At 51.8% G+C, this 12,364-nt stretch carries 10 protein-coding genes; 7 read left to right on the top strand and 3 right to left on the bottom strand.

All coding sequences use genetic code 11. The features are described from left to right. Positions 1 to 313: hypothetical protein (locus tag G7Y52_RS13425; RefSeq protein WP_165072734.1), on the bottom strand; the 313-nt coding region annotated here is incomplete at its 3' end. A 210-nt stretch (positions 314 to 523) separates the two neighbouring features. Between G7Y52_RS13425 and G7Y52_RS13420 the strand changes: the two genes are divergently transcribed. Together G7Y52_RS13420 and G7Y52_RS13415 are read left to right on the top strand one after the other, a co-directional pair. After that, positions 524 to 847, top strand: a complete 324-nt coding sequence (locus G7Y52_RS13420; RefSeq protein ID WP_165072732.1) for a hypothetical protein — start codon at positions 524 to 526, stop codon at positions 845 to 847. Then, entirely contained in the window at positions 844 to 2,466 is a 1,623-nt protein-coding gene (locus G7Y52_RS13415) for a relaxase/mobilization nuclease domain-containing protein (RefSeq protein ID WP_165072730.1), read from the top strand. The genes G7Y52_RS13420 and G7Y52_RS13415 overlap by 4 nt, the downstream gene beginning before the upstream one ends. 37 nt (positions 2,467 to 2,503) lie before the next feature. Here G7Y52_RS13415 and G7Y52_RS13410 read toward each other — a convergent pair whose 3' ends face one another. Then, positions 2,504 to 3,133, bottom strand: coding sequence for a helix-turn-helix domain-containing protein (locus G7Y52_RS13410; protein WP_165072728.1), 630 nt, complete (start codon positions 3,131 to 3,133; stop codon positions 2,504 to 2,506). 220 nt (positions 3,134 to 3,353) lie between these two features. Continuing rightward, positions 3,354 to 3,590, bottom strand: a complete 237-nt coding sequence (locus tag G7Y52_RS15080) for a hypothetical protein (protein WP_206215312.1) — start codon at positions 3,588 to 3,590, stop codon at positions 3,354 to 3,356. Positions 3,591 to 3,968: 378 nt separating this feature from the next. Between G7Y52_RS15080 and zorA the strand changes: the two genes are divergently transcribed. The 5 genes from zorA to G7Y52_RS13385 all read left to right on the top strand — a co-directional run. Beyond that, positions 3,969 to 5,858, top strand: coding sequence for an anti-phage ZorAB system protein ZorA (gene zorA, locus G7Y52_RS13405; RefSeq protein WP_165072726.1), 1,890 nt, complete (start codon positions 3,969 to 3,971; stop codon positions 5,856 to 5,858). Positions 5,859 to 5,860: 2 nt separating this feature from the next. After that, a complete protein-coding gene (locus G7Y52_RS13400) occupies positions 5,861 to 6,622 on the top strand; it encodes an OmpA family protein (protein ID WP_165072724.1) in 762 nt (253 codons plus the stop codon). Beyond that, on the top strand, positions 6,619 to 8,097 hold the full coding sequence (locus G7Y52_RS13395) for an EH signature domain-containing protein (RefSeq protein ID WP_165072722.1): 1,479 nt from the start codon (positions 6,619 to 6,621) through the stop codon (positions 8,095 to 8,097). The genes G7Y52_RS13400 and G7Y52_RS13395 overlap by 4 nt, the downstream gene beginning before the upstream one ends. 24 nt (positions 8,098 to 8,121) lie before the next feature. Continuing rightward, a complete protein-coding gene (locus G7Y52_RS13390) occupies positions 8,122 to 11,526 on the top strand; it encodes an SNF2-related protein (protein ID WP_165072721.1) in 3,405 nt (1,134 codons plus the stop codon). 309 nt (positions 11,527 to 11,835) lie between these two features. Further along, positions 11,836 to 12,364: phage tail protein (locus tag G7Y52_RS13385; RefSeq protein ID WP_165072719.1), on the top strand; the 529-nt coding region annotated here is incomplete at its 3' end.

Below are 12,364 nucleotides of genomic sequence, written 5' to 3'. Positions count from 1 at the left end.
TGAAAGATGCTCTTGCCGGAGCCGGTGGTTTTTGCGGGGGAATTTCCTTTTTTTGTGCAGGAGCAACGTCCGCGCTGTCCGCAGTTTCAGATAAAAATTTCTGAATAAGATATGCGGGAATGATGATCTCATTCTTGAGCAGCTGACTCAGTTCTTTTGGGCTGTAGCCTTTTTTGAGAGCGTTCCTGAAAGCTTTTTCCAGAAATTTTGCTGCGTCCGGTCTGGTTTTTCCGTCTTTTTTCTTCGGCAAATTCATGAGCAGTTTCTTCGCCTGCGTGAGCTGTTCCATGCGTATTGTTGCGCTTGAAGCCATGTGTTTTGTCTCCTTTGGGAAGATCATAGCCAATCGGCAGCAAAGATAAAATTTTGCATAAATCTACCACTCCACGATACGGGGTCGCCGTGGCAGGATGGAAGTTGTGCTACACACAACCCCATCCTGCCAAAGGGCTGACGCCCTCTGGACTCCGGCAGAGCGTTCGGCGCTTCGCTTCTCACGCTCTCAAAAAGGCGGGAAAGGCAGATGGAAAAACGGAAGGCGAAAAGCGGATTTCAGAGGCGGCGGACGCTCAGGCTCACCGCCGAGGAAGACGCAAGAATCACCCGGCAGGCCGCGACCGCCGGGATCTCTGTTTCCGAGTACATGCGGCGACTGTTCTTCGGCGGCAGGCCCGTCATCGCCAGAACGGACGACCAGCCCATCCGGGAACTGCGGCGACTTGGGGGGCTGCTCAAGCATCATTTCGACGTGGTGCGGCGAACAAAAAGCACGGCCACCCTCGCGGAACTGGAAGCCGCCTTGCGGGAAGTCCGGCGCGCCATCGAAGCCCTGAGCGAAAGAAGATGATCGTCAAAAAACTCAAACGCGCCAGCTTCAAGAAATCCAAGGCCGCCATGATCGGCGGTCTGGTGGACTACGTTCTTGCTTCTCATGACGACGCGGGCAGGGACAAACTCGCCTTTGCCGGAAGCAGAAACTTTCTGACAACGACTGTTGCCGCGCAGAAAAGGGAAATGATTTCTCTGGCTGAGGAATCCATCCAGAGCAAAATGCCGGTCACGCACTGGATTCTGTCATGGCAGGAAAACGAACAGCCCACCCGCGAACAGGCGGATGAGGCGGTCAGTCTTTTTCTTCGGGGAATGAGGCTTGGCGAACACCAGACAATTTATGCCCTGCACAAGAACACGGGAAATTATCACCTGCATATCGTTGTCAACCGAACGCATCCATATACTGAAAAGGTAATTCAGCCGCACCGGGGTTTTGATATTGAGGCAGCACACAAGATTGTTGCTGAAATCGAACATAAACAGGGCTGGGCACCGCAGATAAATGCCCGCTATCGCGTCAACGAACAGGGGCATGTGATCAGGAATCTCCAGCGCCGGGAACAGGTAAAACCCAGGTCCAAGGCCGAGGACTTTGAAAGCGCCACCGGCGAAAAGTCCGCGCAGCGCATCGCCCAGGAACGCGGACATGCCGTCATTCAGAACGCCTCATGCTGGGAAGAGCTGCACGCCGGACTGGACGCCGTGGGGCTGCGCTTTGCCCGCAAAGGCTCCGGCGCGGTGATTTTTGTGGGGGACACGGCGGTCAAGGCGTCCAGCGTGGACAGAAATTTTAGCCTGTCCAGGCTGTGCAAACGGCTCGGCGCGTTCGAGCCGGGCTACTACTCCAGGCGGACATTCAAAAAGCCCGCCCCGGAGCCGGTCAATCATGTATGCCGGGAGGAATGGCAAGAGTATCAGAAGGAGCGGCAGAGACTGGCCGAGGAAAGGCTCCTCGCTGAAAAGAGGAAGGAGGAAGAATGGGAAGAACTGGAACAGCGGCAGCGGGAGCGCCGGGAGGCAGCCACAGCCCGTCTTGCCCGGCACGGGCTTTCCATACTGAATATTGTCCGGCATTTTTTGAAAGAACAGGAACGGGAGGAGAAAGCGGCGTTGCGGGACAGACAGTCTCAAGCAGAAAAACCGGAGCGGCTCCCGCGCTTCAAGCACTGGCTGGGCAAGGCCAGCCCGCACCTCGGCAATCTGTGGCGTTTTCGGAGAAGGCTCGCTCCCGGCGTGGAGGTCAGGAAGCGCACGTTTCCCAGAGTCGGCACATTGGCTTCCCCGTATGCCGCCTACCGGGAAATGGTCAAAAAGCGTTTTCCCGAAAAAATGGACGCATCACGTCTGGACGCGACTGTTGCCCTATACATGCGCTGTGCCGGATACACGCCACAGGAGGTTGCCGGAGAACTGTACAGACACACCCCGGCCCGCCCCCGCGGACAGAACCGTGACGAACGGATAGAGTACGGGCGCAGGATAGTCGGGTACGCATTCGGGACGGCGGGGGATATTGATATTGCCAATGTACAGCCTGCGGAGGCGGAGATCCAGAAGTTCAACCAGGAAGCGGAACACATTGAGCACAAAACCGTGCGAGAAAAAACATCTTCTATGCCTCGTATGCGGTAATGTTTTTAATATATTTATATTACATCAACAATTTATCTTATACTTTTTGCAATATCCAAAAGAGCTTCCCAAGAATATATTCTTTTTGCTCTAAACTGATACATATTTCAGGAAATTCTGTATTTTTAGCTCGCAGAATAAAACATTTTTCTTCCTGATTCCAGAATATTTTTCTTAAAAATATCCCTTCATATGTGATAGGTACAGAAAATAAATCCCCACATAGCGGATACGTTGATAATCTATCAATACCACTATATGAATTTTTATATACAAATGGCGAAGCCTCATCAGTATACGTCTGAAATACAAAGATACCATCTTGAGCATACGGTTTTGGGATAACTATTTTCCCAATACAAGGAGTATCCGCAAGATGAAATATTTCTTCTGTATAACGACCATTCATAGAATATACGTTAATGATTTCAAAACATGCCCAAAGATCTGACAGAAAACGAGGAGCAATAGCGTGGTTTTCTCCGTTACTGGGGCAATACCCGGCTTCAGTGCGCAGATATATTGGGCCGGTGCCCTTTTTAACCCAGTCGAGATTTACGCCAAGTTTTTCAAATAATTTCATATACCAGTCAGATGGGACACTTTGTCGCCTTTTGGAATCTGAAATGCTGGACTGCTTTATTCCCAGGATAGCCGCCAGCTCCATCTAGGTGTGGGCGTATTCACGGTCGGTGATGTCACATTCGGGATTGTCGGGGTTGGCCGATTGAAGCAGGACACGGCCTCCTTTCCGGCACGGTTTCTTGACCAGCAGCTCGCCGTCAAGTGCCCGCTATCACGATCTAGAGCATTTTCACTTGGAAATGCGTCTGCTGACGCGAAAGCGGCCACCTTTGACTTTCATAAAAAGTCAAAGGTAATCTGCTCTAGTTGTGGGAAGCCTCCGGTGAGCGGTCAACGACGAGGAGATTGCCATCAGGAATGCCCACCCAATCATAGACTCGCGGGACGATCTCAGGAAAGACGATGAGCTCGCGCAGGTTGATTTGCCCGTCAATATAATCCTCGGCGGCAGATGGCCAGTCTGCGTTTACAGGCAAGAGGTAAAGCGGGCAGGAGTCATGGGTATTGGCATCGGCGCAAGGACGGCCTATTATCGCCAAGACTTATGACGGTTTGGTAGCACTCATGCGTGTCTTATAGCCGGCATCGGGCTGATTGGGAACGCCCTACTTTGGAAATGGTCGCCTTGGGCAAACTGGCACCAGACAGGCGCTGACGGGAGATGAAGTTGAAAATTCGGTTCTTCGCCCTCTCAGCAATCCTCGTCCTGGCCGTTGCCTTTACGGCCTTCGCTCGCTCTGATTTTTCCGGCAAGGCAGGCCGAGTCGCCATCTAAGATATTCCAGTTTTAGGGTAGATGGATATAAAGTTGATAGAAGTAGTATAACTGGGTTTGTTGTGAAGGATATTTCATTACATTTAAGAAGACTTTTTAGAGATGGATTTGAGCACTGCAAGATAATTGGCTAGGATCGATTATGGCAGACGCAAACGAGATCATTAATATCATCTGGACCTTTCTTGAGCCATTGCGTGGTATCTATACCTCCATCCACAGCAATCCCACCACGCTTTTAACAAAATTATTTATTGAAATAATATTTTTTACTTTTATCTTGATTGTTGGTTCTACCGTATTGAGAGGCATATCCAGTTCAAGATGGATAGGCCGCGCAGAAAGGATCTTGACAGGCTTTCGTAATACCGACACCGATAAGGAACAATTTTTACAGGCAGTACCCGCCAGATACAGTCTGTTTGCCGCATCTCTCTCTGAATACGATGGCAAACTATATTTGTATCAGGATTGTGACAGCGTTCTTTCCGATCTCTGGTATCCTTCAATTTTAAGGTCATATCTTCTGCCAGCCGGCGCAGCCCTTCTGACCGGCATTGGCGTACTCGGAACTTTTCTCGGTCTTTTGATAGGCATACAGGATCTTGATCTTGAGGATCTTGGTGCGATTCATACAGGGATCATCAATATCGCGGGAGGTGCCTCCACAGCATTTGAGACGTCTGTCTGGGGCGTAGCCTTGAGTCTGCTGCTGACCGTCATAGAAAAATTGGTATCCGCCTGTGTCAAATGGCAGTATCTTAATTATCAAAAAAAGGTTGCAGCCAACTTTCCGCCCTTACCACTGGGATCGATATTTCTGGATATAAAAAAGGAGACTGGCGAATCGCGAAATGTATTAAATGGCCTGGCTGAGCAAATCAGCAACAACATGCAAACATCGCTGGACAGCTTCATCCAGAAACTGCTGGATAATCTTTCAGGGAGCATAGCAACAGCGAGCTCATCAATTTCGAGCGCAATTTCAGACAGCCTTGTGGAGGCTATAAAGACAACTATGGCGCCTGCCATCAATAATATTGCCCAGGCAGCGCAGGATTTGGCGGATCGTCAGGCCAGAGGATCAGAAGAGGCACTCGGGGCGCTGTTACAGAGTTTTTCAGGCAAGCTCACCGAAGAGGGGGACAATCAAAGGGCGGCCATGCAGGCAGCTTCGCGAGAGCTGGGGGCACAAGCCAGTCAACTTGGACAGATTACCCAAGAGATGGGCGAGCGCATGCGCGATTTCATGGCGGATCTCGCCACCAAACAGGCGGCCGAGGCATCCGCGCAGGAGGCCAGAGCCAAAGCTTTTGAGAACGGCGCAAGAAAAACTTTCGAGGAATACTCGGCTCTGCTCCAGACCAGCGGCCAACAGTTCAATGGTCAGATGGAGGGGGTGCAGGCATTGTTGGATCAGGCCAGCCAGCTTCAGGACAGCGTCCGGGAAGAGCATAAAAAGCTACAGGAACTAGCCTACGCCATGTCCGCCTCCAGCAGCTCGCTGGAAAAAGCCAGTGGGCGCCTGGATGCCTTTGCCGGAAATATCCAGGCGAGCATTGAGAAAAACGCGCAAAGCGTGGAGGAAAGCGTGGCTTTGCTGAATGGCATTGAAAAAAGGCAGGCTGATGCCACCGCCAGACTGCAAAACCTTCTTGGCCAGGCAAAAACTGTGCAGGATGGTCTCGTCCAATCTTCGGCTAGCCTGACTTCATCCATGAAACAGGTCATGGACAACTTCAATAGACTCACACTGGCTTATGATACGTTGCAACAGAACATGAGCAACAGCATCAACGAGATAGGCGAAAGAGCAACAGAGCAGACCAATGAGCTTGCAAAGCATATGACTGACCTGCTCACAGAGTTTGGAAAGAAGTTACATGCTGGTATTAATGATAGAATGAATGAATGGAACGAACAGACAAGAACATTCTGTGATGACATGACCGCAGTTGTCAAAGTGATGTCTGACATTGTGGATGATCTTGACAATGGCCAAAAAAATGGGAGCAGCCGTAGAGGACGCTAAGGATGGCCCTGTTTGCAAGAAAGAGAACCAGAGAACAGGCAGGCAACGAAAATCCCTACTGGATGTCTTTTTCAGACATGATGTCCGGAATGTTGATAATTTTTATTCTGGTCTGCATCGCCCTGCTCTATCAGCTGACACAGATGAAGGATAATTACGCAGCCAATATGGAGGAACTTTCCAAATCCATCCGCGTGAGATACGACATTATTCATGAGATTCAGAAAGAGTTGGGCCAAAAAAATATCGAAGTATATATCTCGGATAATGACACAGTTCTGCGCATCCCGGAAGGCGTCCTGCATTTTGACACCAACCGCCATGAGATCAAAAATGAGCACAAAGAGACGGCGGAGGAAATAGGCCGCGCCCTCTATGAGGCCATCGCGAAAGATGATCGCTGGGAGCATCTGGAAACCGTGTTTGTGGAGGGCCACACAGACAGCAAGCAGGCACGGGACAACCCGCGCTATAACTGGGATTTGTCGGCCATGCGCGCCATCTCCCTCTGGCAATACTGGCTGGAAAACACCGACTTCGGCCCTCGGCTGCGGAATTTCCGCAACAAAGACAATAAACGGCTTTTTTCTGTCAGCGGTTATGCAGACAGCAGACCCGTGGAAGGCAGTATGCCGCAGAGCATGAGAGACGATGATCTGCGGCGCCAGCGGCGCATAGACATCCGATTCACCACCCGCCAGCCCACTTTTCTGGAGTACGAAAAAGCGGGCCGCGCGCTGGAGAGCCCTACTTCAAAGCCATGAGTCCAATCGACCTTTCCAGACTTACCTACGCAAATATCTTTCCACCCACGCTCCTGATTCGTAAACTGGTGGATGACTCTACCCGTGACCATTACAAAGCTTTATGCGACCGGCTGCATACAATAGGCAACAAGGCAGGCACAGGCTCCAATGGCTTCAAACTGCGCAAGCAGGAAATCATGGCAGTTCAGCCAAATATTGCGGGAATAATCCGGGTGATGGAGTCCAGTAAATATATCCGTCCCCTATTGGCACTGTGGAACGAAACACCATCGCACACGTTGAACTTTCCTGTTCCCTTTGTGGGGGAATTGGTCGCGCACATTGACAAGCTGGCCCTGCAATCCCGCAGAGGACGGCTGGGGCGTCTGGCACTTTTCGAGCTCTGTAATCTGTTTTTCCGTTTTTACGACGATCTGAACTGTATAAAAGAAATTAGCGACTGCCTGAACACGCATCTGCGGAGATACCAACCCAACGAAAAGATCATGGGGCTGGACAATGTCAGAGAGCATATACACGAACTCATATCAACCAGCGGGCATAAGGTCTTGGCCAAGACCGCGCTTGACACGGGTCAGCATCTGCCCGAGGTGGCAGACCATTACAATATTCCACTGCAAAATTCGCGTTTTTATGAGAAAGCGCTGCTGACGCACTATTTAGCCAGGCTCAACCAGCTTGCCCCCAATGAAGATGCCCAGATTTTGCACGAGATCGTGGCTCCAGGGGTTTACAACATCAAGCTGGATCATCGCTTCAGGTTTGGTCATAAAATAATCACCACGCTCATGGACAAGCTTATCGACGCTGGACGGGAGCCGTCCCCACTCTGGCGCGATGTTATCCTGCACATTGCCGGAGATCCGCGTATACCGCCCAATTCCCCCTCCTACTCCCAGTGGTGGGCCGCCATTGATAGTAAATACCCGCAGACAATGCGCGGCTGGTTGGCCAAGGCGGATCTGGAGCTATTCCTGAGAATAATGGCGGACTATGCCAAAAATCAGGGCAATGCAGCATTGCAACGGATGTATCCAGAGCGCGAAAGATTCCTGCGAGGGCTGTTCAAAAAGGGACTGATCAAGGAAACGCGCCTTTTTCTTGGCCGCAACGTACTGCGGTTTATAAATAATCCAGGCTCCCCAGGACAGAGCCCAGCGTACGTCCAAATCAAGGATGGAGGGGAGACGGCCATCTTCTACCTCAATCTGGGCGAGGCTCATCTGATTGAAGGCTCCTATAATTGCGCCATGCGCATGATGGACAGAATACCACAAAGATCTTGCCTGAATGGGTTTCCGAAGGCTGTCTACAATAGAGCGTTGCGAACAGGACTGGAGGAGCAGTATTGTGGAGAATTTGGGGATGATAGTAGATATTATGAGGTGCGTCATTACCAAGGTTGGCAGTCGCGCGCAGTCGGGCATCTCAAAAAGATGGGCGTTCAAATCTACCTCAGCGATGTGATATAGCCAGACTTTTTATGGTGGTAACTGATGGCACTCTGGAAAAAGCTGGCCTCCATTTTCAAGATCGATAAAAATCCCGAAACCTGCCAGTGGGAAAACACGGGTTTTGGTCTGTTATTTTCATGCTTGTCGCCCCAGAAAGCTTTTAAATCCGGGGAATGCCTCCAGACCTATCAATATCTCGTCCTCCAGCAGCTGCTGGAATCCGGCAATGCCAGTAAAAAGGGCCACGGTGTTCATGTGGCCAACGATGTGCTGTGCAACCTGGATGAGGCCCCGCGCGAGATTTTAGGGCTGCCAGAGCCATGGCCTGGCAGGTTTGAGCTGGAATGCAAGGGACTCACAAAAAATTCTGACTTTGCCATAAGCCTCAGGCCCGTGGAAAAATGGGGAGCCACCGCCTACCCCTCGCGCAGGCTGAAGGGCCCCTTTCTGGAAGTGAATGGCGTGGAGTATCTGCCAGACGCCGCCCAGTGGCTGGCCCTGAGCGCTGTAGAGAATCATTCACGTCTTGACCCAGCTGAAAAGACGGAAGACGTAAACCTCTTCGCAGTTAACGCCATAAAGCTTGCGGCCCAGCGTGGCGCTCCCATTGATTTGAAGCATTTTGCGAATCTGGAGATTTCGATCCCAGCCAGTGTTTCCGTAACAGTTACCGAAAATCAGGATGGCAGTCTGCGTCTGTCTCCGCACCTGGGCGATAATATTCCCCAGGCAAAAATTGAGATGGTGCTCGGCCAGCTGGAGAAGGCGGGCAAGACCGCTACGCTGCGGATTGGCAAGAAAATAATTCTGTTTGACGAACCCAGATTGAAAGCTGCGCATGAAATCCTTGCCAACCGCGTGATTCCGGCCAGAGATAAACGGCAATTTTTCCACACCCCCGGGGCATTTTTGGATGCCGCGCTGGTGGATCTTGATGTGGGCTTCTCCCTGCGGGTGCAGGGCGCCACCCTGTTCCAGAAAGCCTACTTTGGCTATGGCGAGCGTTCAGGCCAGGACTGGTTTGGCGATGACGGCCCCCGGCTTATCCGTCTGCAAGACTGTTCGTCCCTGATTAAGGGGGAGGAGGATCTGGCGGAACTTGAGTCCCTCGTGCAAGAGGCGCAGAAGTCCAGAACGTCTTTTGTCTCTTACAAGGACGAAACCATAATTCTGCCTGAAGATAAAGAGGAAGCCACACGACTGATCGCCGACTTCCGCGAACATATCCAGAACCAAAGCGAGCCGGAAGGATACGAAAATAATACACGGGATGACGGGGCGTCGCAGCAGATCACAGTGGATATAGCCCTTCACGATACGGATCTCCCTGCTGACCTGATAACAAAATCGGAAGCGCCGCCCCTTTATACCGGAGATTTGTTCCACGCGGATTACAAATACCAGTTTTATCCTTATCAGGAGGAGGGCACGCGTTGGATCGCCGGTCTTTTTCCGCCAGCTGGCAAACCGGATAGCTATCATGGGGGCCTGCTGGCAGATGACATGGGGCTTGGCAAAACATTCATGGTGCTCGCAGCCATGAATGTATATCTGCGGCAAACAGGAAGAAAAAAGCCGATTCTGGCGATCATGCCGATTGTATTGCTGGAAAACTGGCGGCAGGAAATAGAGCGGGTGTTTCTGGAGTCACCCTTTACAGATATTGTTATGCTCACCGCGAGCGGCCAGTTGGGTGAGTTTCGACAGGAGGGCAGACGGAGAGAGAGCTTGGTCAAAAAGGGTGAAGATGCAAGCGCCATCCGCTATTCACTTAAAATCGGTGAACAATTTGGCAATCTGCGTCTGGATCAGCCTGGGCGACTGGTGCTGACCAACTATGACACCCTGCGGGACTATCAATTCTCCCTTTGCATGGTGGACTGGGGCTGTGTGGTGTTTGATGAAGCCCAGGAAATCAAAAATCCCAACACCATACGCTCGCGGGCAGCAAGAGGATTAAAGGCCGATTTCCGGCTGGCCGTCACAGGCACCCCTGTCGAAAATTCTCTTAACGACATCTGGGCACTTTTTGACACCGTCAAGCCAGGGCTGCTGGGCTCCTTTCAGGATTTTCGCCGGGAATACCCCATTCCTGACAATCAGGAAGGTGCCTTGGATACGGGGCGGCGTCTGCGCCTCAAGATTGGCCACCATATGCTCCGGCGCACCAAGGAAGAAAAACTTTCCGGCCTGCCGAAAAAGATCATCCATGACGGGATGGAAGATACCAGTTATGCGGCCACGATGTCTGGCGAACAGCTGGAGGCCTACAACGCTGTTGTCTCCAGCGTGGCTCACGCAAGGCAACAGGGAGACGCAGCCAAAATCCGCGGCCTGTTGCTCCCCAGTCTGCGCAAACTGCAGGCAATTTCTCTGCATCCCCTCTTCGGCCAAGACACCAGTATCCCAGTAGCTAGATCTGGAACGGCTCTCGCGAGAATTTTTGAGCAGTCCGCCAAGCTCAGGCTGCTGATCAAGATCCTCGACGAAATCAAGGCCCGTGAGGAAAAAGCGCTTATCTTTGTGATCAACAAAAGTCTGCAAGTGTTTCTGGCCACTGTTCTCGGCCAGAAATATGGCCTGCCCGTCACCATAATCAATGGGGACACTAGGGCCGTAGCCAGACCCAATTCCCGCTCTCCCGACCGCATGAGCCTGATACAGGCCTTTGAAGCCACCCCCGGCTTCAATATCCTCTGTCTCTCCCCGCTGGCCGCAGGCGTTGGCCTCACCATCATTGGCGCCAACAATGTGATCCACCTGGAGCGGCACTGGAACCCAGCCAGGGAGGCACAGGCAACCGACCGGGTGTACCGCATCGGCGCGCCCCGGGACGTGCATGTCTATTACCCTATTTTGCGTCATCCCTCCCTCAAGTCTTTTGACGTGAACCTCAGTGAGCTTTTGCAGCGCAAGGTGGGCATCAAGGATGTGGTGATGGCCCCCGGGGAGATTCAGCCAGACGATTTCAATATGGATTCCCTTTTCGGCACAGAAATCCTTAATGAAAGACTCTCGCCGGAGCTATTGCCATCCCTGGACTGGAAATATTTTGAGGCTCTGTGCGCCCTGCTGGGAGAAAAGGAATGGCAGGGGGAAGCCTTTCTCACCAGCAGATCCGGAGATTACGGGGCAGATGTGATAATCACCGGCCCAACCAACGTCATCATGCAGTGCAAAACCTCCCAGAACAAATTCAGCCGCACAAATTCGGTGCGGGAACCTTATTCTGCGCGCCCCAGCTATGAAAAAAGGACTGGCAAAAAATTCAGCCAGACAGTGTTAGCCATCAATGCTCCCGCCGTGGATCGCAAGGTGTGGGAGCGGGCGGCGGATCTGGAGATTGTGATATGGGACCGGGAGAAGATTGCCGCCCTCTTGGCTCGGCATAAGATTTATATAAACGATCTAGATCTACTTCTCGCCCGGCCAATTTTTGAATGGTGAGCGGTCTTTCTGCGTTGGCAATGAAATCGCCACTTCCCGATCCGAATTTGCTACAAGCGCGTGCCGCAAGGCGAACCGGCTTCGCCGAGCAGTGGTGATTTCAGACCAACTGACCCCACCCCAAAACTGGTCCATTGAAAATGAAAATGCCAAGAGGCGACCCGCCCGGCATGGGGAGGTTGGCTGATGAAGTGTGATAGAGTCCTCTGAAAGCCAGAAAGGATGTTGGTAGTATAGTTGGTAGAAAAATATATAAAATATTTTTCTACCAACTATACCATAGTGTTATAGCAATAGCGCAGCTTGCTAATGAAATTAGCTAAACGCTCTGGCGACAGCGTTAGCTGGCGCCCGCGCCGAATGAGCGTCCAGACCGCGTTCTGGACGCGAAATGATGGCAGCGAAGTGATTGAAAATGAATATTTTCAATCAAAAAATGCTCTGACTGACCAGCCCCTTTCTCCTGGGAGATTTCAAATGCAAAGATTTCGTTCCTTCCCGCTGATTCTTTGGCTCTTTCTGCTCTTCGTGCCGGCCCAGGCGGCCCACGGCGCAGACGCCACAAGCTTTGATCCCACAAAGGTGGCAGTAAAGGCCCAAGGCTCGGGCGGCGTCCCGGTCGGGACCATCATTGCATGGCCAGTTGCGACGAACCCGGAAGATATGAGTAACTGGCTGGAATGTAACGGACAAAGCATCTCGCGGTCAGTTTTCCCGGAACTGTTTGCGCTTGTGGGCAGGCGAGTTCCCGATTTGCGCGGACTTTTTTTGCGTGGCCACGGCTCCCATACGTCAACACATTATGGTACCGTGACGCACAAAAGTGCGGAACTTGGTC

The sequence above is a fragment of the Desulfovibrio sp. ZJ200 genome (genome assembly GCF_011039095.1).
Lineage (GTDB): Bacteria > Desulfobacterota > Desulfovibrionia > Desulfovibrionales > Desulfovibrionaceae > Desulfovibrio.
The sequence above is the reverse complement of the archived record's forward strand: the minus strand, read 5'-3'. Positions and strand labels throughout refer to the sequence as shown.